At 36.7% G+C, this 18798-nt stretch carries 15 protein-coding genes, 2 tRNA genes and 1 other annotated feature; of the genes, 14 read left to right on the forward strand and 3 right to left on the reverse strand.

What is annotated here, in order from left to right; all coding sequences use genetic code 11:
- Positions 1-4: 4 nt before the first annotated feature.
- A complete protein-coding gene (locus AC3B6B_RS05705) occupies positions 5-1513 on the forward strand; it encodes an MDR family MFS transporter (RefSeq protein WP_489757724.1) in 1509 nt (502 codons plus the stop codon).
- Here AC3B6B_RS05705 and AC3B6B_RS05710 read toward each other — a convergent pair.
- Positions 1443-2069, reverse strand: a complete 627-nt coding sequence (locus AC3B6B_RS05710; RefSeq protein WP_489757725.1) for a phosphatase PAP2 family protein — start codon at positions 2067-2069, stop codon at positions 1443-1445. The genes AC3B6B_RS05705 and AC3B6B_RS05710 overlap by 71 nt on opposite strands.
- A 177-nt stretch (positions 2070-2246) precedes the next feature.
- On the opposite strand from AC3B6B_RS05710, the gene AC3B6B_RS05715 reads away from it, so the two are divergent.
- From AC3B6B_RS05715 to AC3B6B_RS05760, 10 genes are all read left to right on the forward strand, one after another.
- Positions 2247-3353 carry a glucosaminidase domain-containing protein gene (locus AC3B6B_RS05715; RefSeq protein WP_489757726.1) on the forward strand — a complete coding sequence of 369 codons (1107 nt, stop codon included), beginning with the start codon at positions 2247-2249 and terminating at the stop codon, positions 3351-3353.
- 42 nt (positions 3354-3395) lie between these two features.
- Positions 3396-3603: a binding site (T-box leader), on the forward strand.
- 36 nt (positions 3604-3639) lie between these two features.
- A complete protein-coding gene (gene leuS / locus AC3B6B_RS05720; RefSeq protein ID WP_489757727.1) occupies positions 3640-6060 on the forward strand; it encodes a leucine--tRNA ligase in 2421 nt (806 codons plus the stop codon).
- 31 nt (positions 6061-6091) lie between these two features.
- A complete protein-coding gene (locus AC3B6B_RS05725; RefSeq protein WP_489757728.1) occupies positions 6092-7756 on the forward strand; it encodes a putative polysaccharide biosynthesis protein in 1665 nt (554 codons plus the stop codon).
- Between the two features lie 219 nt (positions 7757-7975).
- Complete coding sequence (locus AC3B6B_RS05730; protein WP_489757729.1) at positions 7976-8470, forward strand: hypothetical protein; 495 nt, start codon at positions 7976-7978, stop codon at positions 8468-8470.
- Complete coding sequence (locus AC3B6B_RS05735) at positions 8467-9189, forward strand: GntR family transcriptional regulator (RefSeq protein ID WP_489757730.1); 723 nt, start codon at positions 8467-8469, stop codon at positions 9187-9189. Before AC3B6B_RS05730 ends, AC3B6B_RS05735 begins: the two co-directional genes overlap by 4 nt.
- A 124-nt stretch (positions 9190-9313) precedes the next feature.
- Positions 9314-9742, forward strand: coding sequence for a PTS sugar transporter subunit IIA (locus AC3B6B_RS05740; protein WP_489757731.1), 429 nt, complete (start codon positions 9314-9316; stop codon positions 9740-9742).
- Positions 9743-9756: 14 nt separating this feature from the next.
- Positions 9757-10230 carry a PTS sugar transporter subunit IIB gene (locus AC3B6B_RS05745; protein WP_489757732.1) on the forward strand — a complete coding sequence of 158 codons (474 nt, stop codon included), beginning with the start codon at positions 9757-9759 and terminating at the stop codon, positions 10228-10230.
- Between the two features lie 11 nt (positions 10231-10241).
- The gene (locus tag AC3B6B_RS05750) at positions 10242-11027 is read left to right on the forward strand and encodes a PTS mannose/fructose/sorbose/N-acetylgalactosamine transporter subunit IIC (protein ID WP_489757733.1); all 786 of its coding nucleotides are present in this window, start codon (positions 10242-10244) and stop codon (positions 11025-11027) included.
- Positions 11017-11844, forward strand: coding sequence for a PTS system mannose/fructose/sorbose family transporter subunit IID (locus AC3B6B_RS05755; RefSeq protein ID WP_489757734.1), 828 nt, complete (start codon positions 11017-11019; stop codon positions 11842-11844). The genes AC3B6B_RS05750 and AC3B6B_RS05755 overlap by 11 nt, the downstream gene beginning before the upstream one ends.
- Before the next feature lie 21 nt (positions 11845-11865).
- Positions 11866-12867, forward strand: coding sequence for an SIS domain-containing protein (locus tag AC3B6B_RS05760; protein WP_489757735.1), 1002 nt, complete (start codon positions 11866-11868; stop codon positions 12865-12867).
- 151 nt (positions 12868-13018) lie between these two features.
- Here the strand turns inward: AC3B6B_RS05760 and AC3B6B_RS05765 are convergent.
- Positions 13019-13102 (reverse strand) — tRNA-Leu (locus tag AC3B6B_RS05765).
- 58 nt (positions 13103-13160) lie between these two features.
- On the opposite strand from AC3B6B_RS05765, the gene AC3B6B_RS05770 reads away from it, so the two are divergent.
- On the forward strand, positions 13161-14003 hold the full coding sequence (locus tag AC3B6B_RS05770; RefSeq protein ID WP_489757736.1) for an NAD(P)H-hydrate dehydratase: 843 nt from the start codon (positions 13161-13163) through the stop codon (positions 14001-14003).
- Positions 14004-14098: 95 nt separating this feature from the next.
- On the opposite strand, the gene AC3B6B_RS05775 is transcribed toward AC3B6B_RS05770, so the two are convergent.
- Positions 14099-14169 (reverse strand) — tRNA-Gly (locus AC3B6B_RS05775).
- 83 nt (positions 14170-14252) lie between these two features.
- On the opposite strand from AC3B6B_RS05775, the gene AC3B6B_RS05780 reads away from it, so the two are divergent.
- Complete coding sequence (locus AC3B6B_RS05780) at positions 14253-15098, forward strand: YitT family protein (protein WP_489757737.1); 846 nt, start codon at positions 14253-14255, stop codon at positions 15096-15098.
- Positions 15099-15375: 277 nt separating this feature from the next.
- Complete coding sequence (gene cas9 / locus AC3B6B_RS05785; protein WP_489757738.1) at positions 15376-18759, forward strand: type II CRISPR RNA-guided endonuclease Cas9; 3384 nt, start codon at positions 15376-15378, stop codon at positions 18757-18759.
- Positions 18760-18798: the final 39 nt, after the last annotated feature.

Genomic DNA, 18798 nt, shown 5'->3' on the forward strand with positions numbered 1-18798 from the left:
TATTGTGAATTCAACAGTAAAAAAAACAAACGTTAAGTGGGTCACGGTTGCAGTCTTTGTAGCAACTTTCATGACAGCCGTCGAAGGAACGATTGTTTCGACGGCGATGCCGACAATTATTAGTGATTTACATGGCTTGAAATTAATGAATTGGGTCTTTTCAATCTATTTATTAATGAGCGCGGTCACGACGCCGATTTATGGTAAATTATCTGATCGCTATGGTCGTAAAATTTTATTAAATATTGGCTTATTAATTTTTGTCTTGGGTTCTTTTTTATGTTGTATTTCGCATTCTATGTTGCAACTAATTTTGTCACGGGTTTTACAAGGACTAGGTGCTGGGGCAATTCAGCCGTTGACGTATACCGTTTTAGCTGATATTTATCCGTTAGAAAAAAGGGCCAATATGATTGGCTTAAATGGGTCTGCCTGGGGAATTGCCTCAATTGTGGCGCCTTTGTTAGGTGGTTTTATTGTTGAACAACTGTCTTGGCATTGGGTCTTTGCCATTAATATTCCCATTGGTTTGATTACAATTATCTTGATTCAATTATTTTTGCATGAACCTAAGCGCAGTCAAGCTGTGCGTGAGCCGGTTGATTTTCAAGGTATTATCTTATTAACGTTCGTCTTAGTTTGTTTAATGCTCGGGCTACAGAACTTAAATAATGCCCATGCTTGGCTAATTAGTTTAATTTTGTTAGTAGCAGCCGTATTAGGTGCTTTTGTATTTGTGAAGGTCGAACGGCAAAAATCAGATCCAATTTTGCCGTTAAAATTATTTAAAAATCGTACTTTTGTTGTACAAAATGTGTCGATTCTATTAATTTCTGGTTTCTTGATTGGTTTTGATGCTTATTTGCCAATTTGGATGCAGAGCGTTTTAGGACTGAAGCCGTCGATGGGGGGCTTTGTGGTTACACCTAGTTCGGTAGTTTGGTTATTTGGTTCTTATATTTCTGGTAAAATGATTGCTAAATATCCACCGCATAAAATTACGTTATTTGCACTTAGCTTTCTAGTGGTTGGCTGTGGGTGCTATCTGTTGTTACCGTTAAAAACGGCCTTTGGCATTTTTCTAATTATCTCTGCGGTGGTTGGTTTTGGTTTTGGTTTGTCGATTACAACTTCCACGGTTACTTCGCAAAGTGTAGTCACAGCAGATGAAGTTGGAACGGCCACCAGTTTCAATACGTTAGCTCGTAATTTGGGGCAAACCTTGATGGTTTCCGTCTTTGGAATTGTGATGAACCTAAAAATGGCACAAGGAGTACAACAACATTCAGGTTTAACTTTTAAAATGTTGGATCAAATGATTAATTCTTCGACCGCGCATTTGTTAGCAAAACAATATTTAGCACCAGCTAGACAAATTGTTTATGAAGGCTTGCACTGGATTTTTGTAGTGGGAATTATCATTTTAATTGTGGCAGTTATTCTCAATTTCTTTGACCATAGTGATTATTTGTTAAAGGATTTTCAAAAAAGCCAAGGTAAATCAGCAGAGTAATTCCACTAGCTAAACAGGTACCTGCTAAAACGTCAGAAAAATAATGAACGTGTAAAATGGGACGACTGATAATAATGATGAGGGCAATTACCATTAAGAAAAATGGTAATTGCTTTTTTTTCGTAGTTTGGTAATAGATGAGAATTAAACTACCAATTAAAGCAGTGGTAGCCATAGCATGACCGCTAGGAAAACTAAAGCCAGTTGCTTGAACGAGATGATTTAAATTGGGACGAGGTCTGTGAATGAGCGCTTTTAAAACTTGGTTTAATAATAAATTACTTATTACGTTACTAAGCAGAAAAATTCGTTGGCGTTGATTCCTTAGAATTAGGCTAATAAGGATAGTTAGACCAAAGACGACTTTGGGCGCACCAATAGTGGTGATGTATTTGAAGAAGGTTCGATTATGTTCACTCAAAAAAGCTAAGTGTTGAAAAAACCAGAAATCACAGTGCCGTAATGCTGGTTGATGATGAAATAACATCATTGTCAAAATTAAAAAACAAGAGATAAAGAAAATGCTAAGAAAAAGTAATAGTTTTGATAATTTCATTAATAATCTCCTAAAAAATAATTAATTTTTTGGTAAATCTTACCGGAAAGGGCATTGATTAAGTTCATTGGTGACTATAATTAGCTTGAAGTAGTGGGAAGTTTAACTAATAAATGAGATTGGGACAAAGACCTTAGTATATTTTTATCCCAGTCGCAAATAAAGGGGGTCTGTTTGATGAAAAAACATTTAAGAAGATCAGTTAAACTAGTTGCAATTAGTTGCTTAAGTTGTTTAACTGCATTAAATGCTTTAAAGCATAGTAGTGTGACGAGTTATGCTGATAGTTTTGATCAAGTGACAATTAACGTCAATGATGCTGATAACTTGGAAAATGTGGTCACATCGTCCGGATATGGGGATCAAACATTTTTAAATTATTTGGGTTTATCGGCGCAAAAGTTAGCCAATAATAATGATCTTTATGCTTCAGTTATGTTAGCCCAAGCACTCTTAGAAAGCGGTTGGGGGACAAGTACTTTAGCCCAGGCGCCTAATTATAACTTGTTTGGTGTTAAAGGCAGTTTTCAAGGATCAGCGGTTAATATGGCCACGCAAGAAGATGATGGCAGTGGTAATTTGTATGGTATTCAAGCTAATTTTCGCAAGTATCCCTCCTATCGTGAGTCCTTAGAAGACTACGTTCGTTTACTGCGCGATAATGGCATGTATTCTGGAGCTTGGCGTAGTAAAACTAGTTCCTATAAAGATGCTACTAGCTTTTTAACGGGGCGTTATGCCACGGATACATCATATGCCGATAAATTGAACAGTTTGATTGAAAAGTATAATCTAACGCGGTTTGATCAATCAGTTGATGCTACTAAACCAAGTGTCAATGACATTGTAGTCAATAATGTTAGTTTAGTCACAAATGATGTGAACCATAATTCTACAAGGAATACTTATCAAAATCAACAAGCCCCGGTAATTGTGAGAAATAAATTTCAAAATCCAGCAGCTGATGCTTCAGCTACTAGCGAAACACAAACGCCGGCTTTACCGGTTATTGTTAATAATTCCCTGAATGAATTAATTAATACCAACAAGGAAATATTGCAAGCTCCTAGTACTAAACCAAGCAATCGGCCTAAGGATGCAAAAACTGAAACTGATTTTTCACGGACAATTCCTAGTGGAGATCATGCTGATCCAGCTGCTGTTATTAAAAAAGCACCAGTTGTGCAGGCTAAAGCAGTTTCTAATACTAAGTCAACCCCAGCTACTGATAATTCAATTCAAGTTTCGCCACAGGAAGCTGCAACTGAAAATTCGTCAGACTAGTTGCAATTAGCGTGATTTTTATTTATAATATGCGTCAGATTAGTTTTTACCAAAGGAATAGTAATTGAAAAATTGATTATCAGAGAGTGGAAGGTTAGTGTGATTTCACAGATATTTTTTAATGAACTCATCTTTGGAGTTTGATTACTGAACTAATAGTAAGTAGTCACGGGGTATCGTTAAATACTTGAGAGTTATATAGTTAATATATAAAACTTAGGTGGTACCGCGGGTAAATTTCGTCCTATTGCAAGAGCAATGGGACTTTTTTTGTAGGAGGGTAATTATGGGTTATAATCACAACGTTATTGAAAAAAAATGGCAAGCCTATTGGGCCGAACATAAGACGTTTAAAACAACAGAAGATCCAAATAAGAAAAACTTTTACGCGTTAGACATGTTTCCTTATCCATCCGGTAAAGGATTACATGTTGGGCATCCAGAAGGATATACCGCGACCGATATTATTGCCCGGATGAAGCGGATGCAAGGCTATAATGTCTTACATCCCATGGGGTGGGATGCATTTGGCTTACCCGCTGAACAATATGCGCTGAAAACTGGACATAATCCCATTGATTTTACGCAACAAAATATTGATACATTTAAGCGGCAGATTAATTCGCTAGGTTTTTCTTACGATTGGGAGCGCGAAATTAATACTACTGATCCCAATTATTATAAATGGACACAGTGGATCTTTGAACAATTGTATAAACGAGGGTTAGCTTATGAAGCCAAAGTTCCTGTTAATTGGAGTCCGGATTTAGGTACAGTAGTCGCTAATGAGGAGATTGTCAACGGCAAAACTGAACGTGGTGGTTTTCCAGTTTACCGTAAGCCAATGCGACAATGGATGCTCAAAATTACGGCTTATGCGGATCGTTTATTGGATGATTTAGATTTGATCGATTGGCCCGAAAATATTAAGGAAATGCAGCGCAATTGGATTGGCCGGTCAGTCGGTGCTGAAGTTAAGTTTGAGATTGCCGATCATGATTTAACATTTAATGTCTTTACGACACGGCCAGATACGTTATTTGGCGCTACTTATGTAGTCATGGCTCCAGAGCATGAACTAGTGGATCAAATTACTACCCCACAACAAAAAGCACAAGTTCAACAATATCAGGAAACAACTGCTAAAAAGAGTGATCTGGATCGGACCGATTTAAATACTGAAAAAACAGGTGCTTTCACAGGCGCTTACGCTATTAATCCGATTAATGGCGATCGGTTACCAATTTGGATCTCTGATTATGTCTTGGCTAGCTACGGGACGGGTGCTATCATGGCTGTTCCAGCACATGATGACCGAGATTTCGAATTTGCTAAAATGTTTGACTTACCAATTAAAGCAGTCATTGCGGGTGGTGATGTCAGTGATCATGCTTATACAGGTGATGGTGAACATATTAATTCGGAGTTTTTAAATGGTTTAAATAAACAGCAGGCAATTGATAAGGTTTTGGCGTGGTTAGAAGATCATCAGGTTGGCCAAAAGAAAGTTAATTACCGCTTGCGAGATTGGGTCTTTTCACGGCAACGTTACTGGGGTGAACCCATTCCAATTATTCATTGGGAAGATGGAACCACGAGTTTAGTTCCTGAAGATGAATTACCATTACGTTTGCCAGCAGAACATGATATTAAACCTTCAGGTACGATTGAAAGTCCGTTGGCTAACTTGACTGACTGGGTCAATGTGGTTGATAAAAATGGCCGCAAAGGTCGGCGGGAAACCAATACAATGCCACAATGGGCTGGTAGTTCTTGGTATTTCTTGCGTTATGTAGATCCACATAATGATGAAGCAATCGCTGATTATGAAAAATTAAAACAGTGGATGCCCGTTGATTTATACGTCGGTGGAGCCGAACATGCTGTGCTGCATTTACTGTATGCAAGATTTTGGCATAAGTTCTTATACGATTTAGGTGTTGTACCGACACCAGAACCGTTCCAAAAATTATTTAATCAAGGAATGATTTTGGGTAATAATCACGAAAAAATGTCGAAGTCCAAAGGCAACGTTATTAATCCTGATGATGTTGTCGATGAATATGGTGCTGATACGTTACGTCTTTACGAAATGTTTATGGGACCGTTAGATGCTTCCATTTCTTGGAGTGAAGATGGCTTAGCTGGTTCTTATCGTTTCTTAGAGCGGGTTTGGCGCTTATATATTAATGCAGATGATGACAACACTTTGCGGACTGATTTTATTACCGAGCAGCCGAATGCTGATTTGAAAAAGATTTATAGTGAAACTGTGAAACAAGTTAGTGATCATTATGAAAAGTTACAATTTAATACGGCAATTTCGCAAATGATGACTTTTGTCAACGCTGTGCAAAAGCAAGATCAGTTTCCAAAGGATTACGCTGAAGGTTTAATTAAAATGTTAGCCCCAATCGTACCGCATATTGCTGAAGAAATTTGGCAAAAATTAGGTCATGATGAATCCATCACTTATGCTCAATGGCCAACTTACAATGAAGAAGATCTAGTTAGTGCTGAAGTCGAAGTTATTTTGCAAGTTAATGGTAAGTTAAGAAATAAGATTACGGTGCCAGTTGATATTTCCAAAGCTGATTTAGAACAAAGAGCATTAGCTGATGAAAAGACACAATCATTTATTGCTGATAAAAAGATTGTAAAAACCATTGTGGTTCCGCAAAAAATTGTGAATTTTGTGGTAAAATAATAATTCATCAATTTTAGAGAGGATCAATTTGATGGATCAAGATGTCGAAGAGAATACAGTGACAACTGCGGTAACTGGTGGCAAAAATGATTTAATTAAGGGTTCAGCTTGGATGACGGCGGGAAGTATTTTTTCGCGAGTCTTGGGTGCTATTTATATCATTCCGTGGAATATGTGGTTTGGTTCCGTTTTAACGGCTACCTTGGCCAATGCCCTATTTGCTAAGGGCTATAATATCTATAGTCTATTTTTGATAATTTCGACGGCGGGTATTCCCGGGGCAATTTCCAAACAAATTGCGCATTACAATGCTTTAAACGAGTATGCGGCGGGAAACCAGTTATTTAAACAAGGCATCAAAATCATGGCTTGGATGGGCATAATTAGTGCAGCGCTGATGTATTTTGGCGCACCGCTTTTGAGTGATTGGTTTGCTGATGGCAATGCCAATGCCATTCCAGTTTTAAGAGCCTTGGCGATTGCGTTATTAATCATTCCGTTGATGAGTCTCATGCGGGGCTATTTTCAAGGCTATTCACAAATGGCGCCTTCAGCGGTTTCTCAATTAATTGAGCAAGTGGCGCGCGTAATTTATATGTTAGCGGCAACGTATTTAATTATGAAGGTGCAAAAGGGCAGTTATGTTAGTGCCGTAACGCAATCGACCTTTGCGGCTTTCATTGGTGCGGTCTTTGGTTTAGGAGTGTTGGTAATTTACTTTTTAAAACAATTACCGCAAATTCGCCGTCTATCACGACAAAGTAAATTTGAAATTGATACACGTCATCAGAATTTTTTTGGAGAAATTATTCGCCAAGCAGTTCCTTTTATTATTCTGGATTCTGGCATTATCTTATTCCAATTATTTGATCAGTCGACGTTTAATTCAATGATGTCGTCGTTTCAACATTTTAGTAAAGACACATTGAATGCTATGTATGCTCTATTTGCCTTTAATGCAAATAAATTAATTATGATTGTGGTTTCTTTATCAACAGCGATGGCTGTTACTGCGATTCCCTTATTGTCAGCAGCTTATTCGCGTCATAACCAAAGAGAAATTCAAGATCAAATTGGTAATATCTTACAATTGTTTTTCTTAGTTATGTTACCGGCAGCTTTAGGCATGTATGCAGTAGCTAAGCCTTTGTATATTTTGTTTTATCGATATGATCAGTTGGGGATTTACTTGTTACAATTTAGTTGTGTAGTAGCTATCTTGTTGGGGCTATTTACGGTTTTGTCAGCTATTTTACAAGGACTATATCAAAATAAAATGGCGATTAAATATTTTGTGATTGGTTTTATTGTTAAAATGCTTGTACAATATCCATGTATTTTAATTTTTAGTAGTTTTGGACCCTTAATGGCGACTGCTATTGGCATGGCGGTCACGTGTTGGCTGATGTTGCGATTATTGTGTGTGAAATTTGAGTTTAAATTACAGCCGACCATTAACCGTACTTGTGGCATTTTTATGTTAACAGTTGTGATGTTAGTAGCCATTTTAATCTTGGATTTTGTTGCATATCATTTGGTGAATAATCAAGGTCGCCCGTGGGCTATTGTGTTATTATGCCTGGAAGTTGTATTAGGTGTTGGGATCTATGGTTATTTAATTTTAAAATCGCACTTAGCGGAGAAGATTTTAGGCTCCAAAGTTGCTAATTTACGGCAAAAATTGCATATCAATTAATCTGTTTTAAAAAACAATAAGGTTGGAACGCAATAATGAATTAATGTTCGTTTACTTCTAGATAGAGTACGATCATTAATCTTATTGTTCCAACCTTATTTTTTTGCTATTACAAGTTGATTAGAATCAGAAACAGTGGCTGAAAGTCTGAATAATTAGCGATTAAACGGTGGTATATAATATGTTAGTAATAAGCAATTTACCAAGCATGGAACGCTATTGATAGAATGGTCTGAAAATAATATGGAAGTAATTGATTTAAAAAAAGATACGACTCCTCTTCAAAAAGTTAAGCAGCATCCGAAGTTGATTAACGTACAAGAAGTCGCAGAATCAGGTTTTTATAATACAATGTTTGCACAAAAAATAGGCCGCTTAAGAAAGCGCGTCTTCGTTTTGTTAGAACAACAGCAACCAACTGCCATTATCACTTCCTTAATTCCCAACCGCTTTTTACCACAATTGGATCAAAGTGATTTAATGGATTTGGAAAATCTAGTAGATTATCAATGTCAGGTTAATCAAATCACTCAAAATGTGATGTTAACATGGGCTAATGAAAAAGAACGTAAATTGTTCAAACAAGAAGTTGACCGCTTACAAGTTTTGGTAGAAAAAGCAATTTTTCGTAACAAGCAAGGAACGATTATTCGCTCGGAAGAAACGGTGCTGTTGCCGGACCAATTTATTTTTCAAAAAGGAGAAGGAGATTGAAGACCTATTTGTATATTGAAGCTAAAGAAAAAATTCTCAATTTAATTACTAGTGGGACTTTTAAATTTAATGAACGGATTTGGAATGAACGAACTTTAGTTAGTCAATTAGGTTACAGTCGTACAACTATTAAAAATGCGATAAATTCATTAGTGGCTGATAATATTTTAGAAAAAAGGCGCGGTGATGGGACGTATTTAGTGGAAGTGGACACTAACAATTTGGTGAAAATTGGTGATGATGCGCCCAATTCGTTTACACAAATTATGCGCATTAATAAAAGAAATACTACTAGTCGTGTTTGGTCATTTAAAGCCATTTATCATTCTCCAAAATTGCAATTGATTTTTGATAATAAATATGAAGATTTTTACGAGTTAATTCGGACTAGAATGGTGTCACACCAAGTAATCGCCTTTCAAAAATCCTATATTCCGTTTAGAGAATTTGAAGATGCTCATCGCTATGATTTTGGAAAATTGTCGTTGTATGATTATATGGCTTTTAGAAATAAAAAGCCAATTATGTTTCATACGACTTTTCAGGCCCAATCTGTTGAAAAAGCGCCCTTTGTTGCGGAGCAGTTGAAGTTAGCCGAAGAGCGTTATTTGCTTTATTTTGAATATCAAGGTTTTACTAAAAGAAAAAAATTAGTTGAATATACACAGTCATGGTATAATCCTAATTTTATTAATTATAAAAATACAATTCAGAGATGATTGGTCCCTAAATTGGTTTTAAAAATGAGGTCATTTTAAGAAATGGTCTTTTTTTTATTGCCTGAATTTGAAAATAGCTCTAGATTTAATAAATGAAGATATGGCTATAAAGAAGGTGAAAACTGTGGAAATAGTACTGGCAAGTCATTCAACTTTGGCGTTAGGAATGTATCAAACGGTGTCATTAATTATGGGGCAACAGCCGAAATTACATTATATTACAGCTTATGTTGATGACAATCTTAGTTTTCAGGAGCAATTATTGAAAACCATCACGCCCATAAAGAATGAACAAATTATTTTTTTAACTGATGTGTTAGGAGGATCTGTGAATAATGAGTTAGTTCAATTTGTGCAAGGAGAAGATAACTACTTTTTGATTACCGGAATGAACTTGCCCTTGGTCTTGGAACTGATCAATTACGTTAATGTAACTAGTCAAGTTGATGCGGTCACATTAATGCAAAAATTACAGGAATTAGTTGCCATGGGCAAGGATGGTTTACAGATCGTTATGGATGTCGCAGATTCCGTCGAGGATGAAGATTTTTAAGGAGAAACGAGAATATGATTGTAATGACTAGAATTGATTACCGTTTGTTACACGGCCAGGTGGCTTTTGCTTGGACCAATAATTTGTCTGCGAATGCGATTTTGATTGCTAATGATGCAGTAGCACAAGATACTTTTCGCAAAAAAACTTTACAATTAGCCAAACCAGCTAGTGCTAAATTGATTTTTAAATCAATTGCAGATTCTGCCAAAGCAATTAAGAGTGGTGTGACGGATAAATATCGAGTGTTTATTATCGTGGAGACAATTAATGACGCTTATCGCTTAGCTAAGTTAACACCAGATATCAAATTAATTGATTTAGGTTTAGCTAATAAAACAGAAAATAGTCAAAGTATCGCTAAATCAGTCTATGTAACGGCAGCTGATGTGAGACAGTTAACGGATTTAGAAAATAACGGTGTTAAAGTGGTAGTTAAGCAGGCACCTAATGATCCGGACACTGAATTTTCAGCTTTAATTAAGTAAAGGAGAAGGTAATGATATTACAAGTTATCGGCATTTTCATTATTTCCTTAATTGCTAATATGCAAGATTTTTTGGGATCATCTTTTATTGGACGGCCAATTGTAACCGGTTTTTTGGTAGGCGTTTTGTTTGGTGATATTAAGCAAGGACTATTGATGGGAGCTACTTTAGAGTTAGCTTTTATGGGCTTAATGGGAGTTGGAGCAACTGTCCCGCCAGATGAAATTATTGGAGGAATTTTGGCAACAGCCCTGGCTTTAAAAAATGGTTACGGCGTGAGTGTTGCCTTGACATTGGTTTTACCAATTGCCACTTTGGGTTTACTAGTTAAGAATTTGTTGTACGTTGTCGTCTTTCCAGCCATGACACACAAAGCTGATCACTTAAGTGATGAAGGTAAAATCAAGGCTGCAGGCAACATGCATCTCTGGGCTGCCTTGACCAGAATTTTAGTTATGACTTTAGTGACAACGATTTCTTTTGCTTTGGGTAGTGGCTTAGTTAAAGCATTCGTACAAATTATTCCGAAAGCTTTAATCGACGGAATCACGATTACAACTGAAATTTTACCGGCAGTAGGTTTTGCAATGCTTATCAATATGTCATTTTCCAAAAGTGTTGCGCCCTTCTTTTTCTTAGGTTTTGTCTGTTCCGCGTATCTAAAATTAGATATGGTTGCGGCATCGATTATCGGAGCCATTTTTGCCGGAATAATGTACTTAATAATGAATGAAATTCATAAAAATTCAACGACTAGTGCGAATACGCAGACGGAGGTACAAGAGGATGACTTCTAAGTCTCAAGAGCAAAAAAAGTTAACTAAAAAAGATTTACGTGGCATTTTTTGGCGCAGTATGCCCATGGAAGCGTCGTTTAACTATGAGCGGATGATGAGTATGGGCTTTGCTTATACGATGTCTGGAATTATTGATAAGTTATATGATCGTGTTGAAGATAAAACTGCTGCCTTAAAACGGCACCTAGAATTTTTTAACTGTACTTCAGCAACTTCGCCGTTTATTGCTGGTGTCTTGGCATCGATGGAAGAAAAAAATGCCAATGATCCTGAGTTTGATCCTAGTGCTATTAACGCTATGAAAACTGGATTAATGGGGCCTTTATCTGGCATTGGTGATTCTGTTTTCTGGGGTAGTTTGAAAATTATCGCTAGTGGAATTGGCATTTCTTTAGCGCAAAAAGGCAGTGTTTTGGGACCAATACTATTTATTCTAATTTATAATATTCCCAATTTATTAGTTCGCTATTATGGAACGATGTGGGGCTATCAATTAGGCAGTGCTTTTGTAGATAAAATGGCTAACGGTCTTATGAATATGATTACTTACGCCATTAATATTTTAGGTAATACGGTGATTGGGGCCATGGTGGCTTCCATGGTGGTCATTAAAATTCCGGTAGCAATTAGTGCAGGTAAGCACCCCGAAACAATTCAATCGGTTTTAAATTCAATTATGCCGGACTTAATGCCATTGCTGGTTACCTTCTTTATTGCCTGGCTGTTAAAGAAAAAGCATATTAAAATGATTTGGATTTTATTAACAATTCTAGTCATTAGTGTTGTCGGTTCATTCTTTGGCTTCTTGAAGCCCTAGTTAAATGAGGAGAATAAATCAATGTATTTGGATAAGCAAGTTTTTATCACCAATTATGAAGCAGCTGTCAATGAATTAGAACATGTTAGTACTGTGGCTGAGCAATTACAAGCAAAGTCAATTAGTAAAATTATTTTTACAGGATGTGGTGGTACCTATACGAAATTTGTAGATCTACGGCCCATGATGTTCAAACAGTTAAAAATGCCGTTTTTAATCGTTAGTCCCGAAGAATTAATTTCAGAATATTTTTCAGTGATTGATGAACAAACTTTGATTATTGCTGGCAGCAAAACCGGTGCCACTCATGAACTAATCCAAGCGTTAACAACTATTAGAGCGCAGAAAAAATGTCTGATGATTGGATTTATTGGTGATGACAATAGTCCTTTGGAACAAGCTGATTTGTTAGATGAACGCTTAAAGTCTATCGACACTGATGCTAATTTAATTGAGTTAGGTTGGTTAATTTTAAACTTATCAGACAATCTGGCTAATGTTCAGGTGACCACCATCCAAAAGCAATTATCTACTTTAGATACTAATTTAGTGCAGGGAATGGAAACTTTAATGCCCCAAGCTTTAGATAAAGTTAATAATACTGATTTAAAAGCACATCAGTTGTGGGTCGGTTCAGGTTTAATGTGGGGTGAAGTTTGCTGCTTTGCTAATTATTTATTAGAGGAGATTCAACGAATCAAAGCGCAAGCAGTTCATTCTGGAGAATTTTTCCATGGGCCAATGGAAATCGTCGATCGCAAGCAAAATGTCAATATTGTAGTTAACAGTGGTGGCAATCGGCAGAATGATCTGAGAGTGGTGAATTTTGCCAAGCAATTTACGAATGATTTGTTGGTAGTTGATATGCAAGCCTTTGAATTGGATCAATTAGACCAATCTTTGCGCGATTTTATTGAACCATACGCGTTAAATCACTACTTTGATACTTTGTTTAATATGTATTCAGTTAAGACGGGGCGTTCCGCCAAAACTCGTAGATATTATCGTTTATTAAATTATTAATTCAACAAAAAAGCTCCCGCATTGGGAGCTAATACATAGGCCTTACTCATATAATATATGTTAAACTGGTGTTGAAAAAAATTAATTCATAGTTTTAGCGGACATATGGTGAACTAATGCTTGCGAAACGTTGATAGATCAAGCAATTTTATGCCGTTGACAGGAGTCGAACCTGCACATGGTAACCCATACAGCGACCTGAACGCTGCGCGTCTGCCAATTCCGCCACAACGGCTTTACAAACAACTATTATAACAAATTTGTGTTAGAAAGTAACTAAGGATTTGATAAAAATGGAAAAATTATCAACAAAAATTTTACAAATGGTCATTCAACCGCGGCCAGTTGACTCGTATAAAGGTACTTTTGGCAAATGTTTGATCATTGCAGGCAGTCAACAATTTGGTGGCGCGGCTTTAATGGCGACTGGTGCGGCACTTTATACCGGAACCGGATTAGTGACTTTAGCTACTGATCCAGAGAATCTCACTAGTTTAAGAACCACATATCCAGAAGCGATGGGCTTAGACTTGAATGATACAAGAGCCATTTTAACAATGGTCCAAACTGTTGATGTCGTAGCGTTTGGTCCGGGATTACAAATCACAGCACCAATGGGCGATTTGTTAATTCAAATGGCGACCTTGTTGACGTCCAAACAAACACTGATTTTAGATGCTAGTGCTTTTGGATTGATCGCGCAAACTAAACTGAATTTAAAAAAAATTCAGGCGCATTTGATTTTGACACCACATGTGATGGAATGGAAAAAGCTCAGCCATTTATTACCATCACAACAACAGTTTGAGCGCAATCAGGCGACGCTTGATCAATTAACATTACCCCAAACGGCTTTGATCTTGAAAGGCGCCCCTAGCCATATTTATTTTAGTGGTAGTCAACAAATTTTTGAAAATACTGCTGGAACTCCTGCGATGGCTACCGGTGGCATGGGTGATACCTTAACTGGGATAATGGCCGGCTTTGTAGCCCAATTTGATTGGAGTCCAACAACTGTGTTGGCGGCTACTTTTGCACATAGTTATTTGGCAGAGCAATTAGCCCAAAAGCAGTACGTAGTTTTGCCAACACATTTAATTCAAGCGTTACCTCAGTTTATGAAATTGTGGCAATAATTGTTTTAAACTGGTTCGTGGCAAAGTCAAGTGTCTTTTTTTCAGCGCAATAAAAAAAAAGAGCCCTTCAGGCTCATTGGTCAGTAAAATTACGAAGCGGATGACGAGAATCGAACTCGCGACGCCAGCTTGGGAAGCTGAAGTTTTACCATTAAACTACATCCGCAAAATATAAAATTATTATACACCTATTTAAACAAAATAGATATTTTTTTTGATATTTTTTTCAATTTCAGGCATAATATAGTTATGATAACAATTAGAAAAAACAAATACATCAAAAAAATATCGCGAATTTTGGGCGTGTTAGTGGGCCTGGAATTAATTGCAGTTAGTGTTTCAATGTTCTTCGATCCTCATAAAATTGCTGCTGGTGGGGCCACAGGAATTGCTATTTTAGTTAAGCAATTGTGGCAGGTGCCGCTATCCATGACACTTTTAATCTTCAATGTATTTATGTGGATTTTAACTTTGATCTTTCTTGATAAGGTTGCTGCAGCTAAAATCACGTTTGGCAGTTTGGTATTGCCACTCTTTTTAGCGATCACGCCGGATTTAATGATTATTAAAAATCCGCTGTTATCGGACATCATTGGTAGTATTGTTTTTGGCTTTGGGTTGTCGATTATTTATCGCTCAGGTTATTCAGCAGGTGGTACCACGGTTCCACCCATGATTTTTAATAAATATTTTCGCATCCGCAATGCCAATAGCTTGTTTGTTATTGATGGTATTGTCTGTTTGGGGAATATTTGGGTTTCGGGATTTGAGTATTTCTTCTTAGCTATTTTATCAGTTGGTATTTCCACAATGGTGATGAATTATATTCAAACCGGTTTAGATAAAAAATTAGTTGTTTATGTTATGAGTGAACAACACCAGGATGCTATTCAGACTATTTTGGAGCAAGAACTACAACTAGGAAGTACGGTGTTTGACGTTCGTGGTGGTCGTTCTAACGAACCGAAAGAAATGTTGATGATTGTGACCGATACGCAAAATTATCGGAGTATTTTAGATTTGATTTTTGATATTGATGCTGGTGCGTTTATTTTGGCGGATAGCATTGCTGAAGTGCATAATGGCAGTTTTTAATCCCTAATTAAAAATTTGCGAGGCGTTAACTTTTAAATTAGAGCTGATGCATGATTGGTAAAAGTTCAGAGTTAAGGGCGAGCAGAATTTCTCGTTAATTTAGTTTAGATAACGTTTCAAAAGTCAGAAGTTGGTGTTTAATTGCGCGCAGCACTAAAGTAAAAGTTCGTACTTTAATGTTGGCCGCAGTTAATACTCAACTTCTTTTTAATATTTTTGATTAATTCTTTAATTTATTTGTTAAAATAAAATTATTAAAAGGAAACGGAGCAAGGTTATGGCACAATCAATCAGTCTAGGCTTAGATATTGGGGTATCATCAGTTGGTTTTAGTGTCCTGGATTATCAAAAAGGGCATGTTCTAGAACTGGGCTCCAGGTTGTTTAACGCAAGCATTTCGGAAGAAAATGAGACGCGGCGTGATCGGCGTGGAAGTCGGCGATTGTTAAGACGGAAAAAACAACGCCGAATTGATACGGTTAATTTATTTGAACGTTCCAAGTTACTTCCTACACGTTCCAAAACCGATCCGTATTATATTAATTTGCCGCAAAATGTGAATCCGTATGCTTTACGAGTTAAAGGGTTAACGCAGCAGCTAACTCAATCGGAATTAGTAAGCGCTTTATACAACATCGTTAAGCACCGAGGAATTAGCTTTACCTTGGATGATCTAAAGAGCAGTAGTGACTATAGTCAGAGCTTAGAAATTAATGAGACTGACTTACAAACACAGACGCCAGCGCAAATTCAGCTGCAACGATTGCAAAAATATAATCAAGTACGTGCAAAAATTGAAAATACTGAGAATAATCAAGTTTTACTAAATGTTTTTCCCACCGCCGCTTTTGTCAAAGAAGCGCGGCAAATTATTGCTACCCAGCGGCAATTTTATCCCACCATTTTGACTGCCGAATTTGAAGAACAATTTTGTAAGATTTTACAGCGTAAGCGGGGCTATTATCAAGGACCTGGTAGTGAGAAATCACGGACGGATTATGGTATTTATAAAATAGACGGTCGGACCTTGGATAATTTATTTGAGGAGTTGATTGGGCGTGACAGAATACATCCTGAAGAACTGCGGGCTTCGGCCGCTTCTTATACTGCGCAAGAATTCAATTTATTAAGTGATTTAAATAATTTAACGATTACCACTTATGAAGATGGTAAGATGCCGCCGGCTGATAAATTGCAAATTATTGACGAATTGCGGCAAGCTAAGGGTAATCCGTCAATGATGAAATTGATTAAAAAAATTAGTCATTGTGAAGAGCAAGATATTCGCGGTTACCGAGTGGATGAAAATGATAAACCAGAACTGCATTCCTTAGCTATTTATCGGAAAATGCGCAAAGCTTTTTTAAAACAAGATATTGAGATTAATACTTGGAGTACGGCTTTTCTTGATGATTTAAGTTTTATTATGACGCTTAATACTGAAGATGGTGAGATTAGAAAACAACTGCATCAACGGCTGCAACCCCAATATGATTTCTTGGACGATAGTTTAATTCAGGCTATTATTGATAATAAAGCAGCGTTTGAAATCAAAAGTAACAATAAATGGCACCGCTTTTCCATTAAAACAATGCGCGAATTAATTCCTGAAATGCAAAAGCGTCCAGTGGAACAAATGACCTTGCTTCAGGAAAAAGGCTGGTCTTTGCGCGATCAACATCGTTTTCAAGATGACGAGTATTTGCCCTACCGTAAGATTACGGAGGATATTTATAATCCGGTAGCTGCTAAATCGGTGCGTGAAGCGTTAAAAATTGTGAATGCTGTAACAAAAAAATATGGTCAACCAGATTATATTGTTGTGGAAATGCCGCGTGACAAAAACGAAAAGGATATGAAAAAGTATCTGGATCAATTAAAAAAGAATAATCGCAAAATTAAAGATCAAGCCATGCAAGAATTTATAACATCAGTTGGCAGTAAACAAGACGTTGATGATGGGTTACGTAAACAGGGTGGTAAATTATATACCAAAATTCGCCTGTGGTATGAACAACAACATAAGTGTTTGTATAGTGGTAAGACTATTGATGCATATGATTTATTACATTATCCAGAAAATTTTGAAATCGATCATATTATTCCCCAGTCAGTATCCTTCGATGATAGTTTAAATAATAAAACGTTGTGTTACAAAGAAATGAATCAACAAAAAGAAAAACAGACACCATATGAGTTTTTTAATATGAACCATGGTCAAGGTTGGAAAAAATTTGAAGCTCAAGTGTTAAATAATACCAATTTTTCTAAAGCCAAACGTGATAATTATTTATGTGATGAGGATTTAAGTGATTTAGAAGTGCGGCAACGTTTTATCAGTCGTAACTTAGTTGATACACGTTACTCTTCACGCGTGGTCTTGAATAGTTTGCAAGAGTTTTACCGCGAAAAAAACCAAAAGACGAAAGTAGCCGTCATTCGGGGTAAATTCACGTCTAATATGCGTAAGCATTGGCATTTACCGAAGTCTCGAGAAACTTATCATCATCATGCAGTTGATGCGACGATTATTGCCGCGACACCGTTTTTGAAGTTATGGAAAAAATCAGGTGGTACGATTTTTCCAGTGAAAGTGTCAGAACATACGATTGATATCAAAACAGGTGCTATTTTAGACGATAAAGAATATGATCAGCAACTACTGAATTTGCCTGATAGTCATTTGGTGACAGAATTACAAGAGATAAAACCACGAGTGCAATTTTCGCACCAAATTGATAAAAAGATGAATCGTAAGATTAGTAATGACACTATTTATTCAGTCCGTAATGGTCAATTAGCTAAAGATAAGCAGCCAGCAGATTATATCATTGCTAAAATTAAAAATATTTATGATGCTACGGATTATGCCAAATTCAAAAAAGTGTATGATAAAGATCCATCTAAGTTTTTGATGGCTAAATTAGATCCACAAAGTTTTGCTTTGTTAGAGCAAGTGTTGCAACAATATCCTGATCAAATAGAAGAAATTGATCAAGCAGGTAAGGTGAAACCTAAAAATGTTAGTCCGTTTGAACTATATCGACGCGATCATGGTTTTTTGCACAAATATGCGAAGCATAACAATGGTCCGATTATTAAGCAATTGAAGTATTATGATAAAAAGATGGGCTCAAAAATTAGTGTTACGCCTCAAAACGTGCGCAATAAGCAAGTTATTTTGCAATCTTTGAAACCATGGCGCACTGACGTTTATTTAGACGAAGCTACTGGTGAATATCAAATCATGGGGATTAATCATTCTGATTTGAGTTGTGTTCATGGCACCTTTGGAATTAAAAGGGCTGATTATCTCGAAATCAAGGCACGAGAAGGGGTTCAGTCTGATGCAAAGTTTTTATTTTCGCTGTACCGGAAAAATCGGATTAAAGTGCAAAATTTAAAAACGAAAGAGCAAATGGAATTACTATTTTGGTCACGGACAACCAGCAATAAGAATTATGCAGAATTAAAATTATTAGATTCGTATGATAATTATTTGACGAAGATTCCACTATATGGTAACGCTAAAGAAGGCAAGCAAATTATTAAGCCGCTAGTACCCAAGGACTGTAAACTTTGGAAAGTCAATACTGACATTTTAGGTAATCCATACTACCTAGAGCAAGAAGAAAAACAGCCACAAAATATTCTTGATTGATTCTAATAAAGGTGTTATACTTACTCCCGTAAGGGACGC

This window comes from Bombilactobacillus sp. ESL1197 (assembly GCF_058107145.1).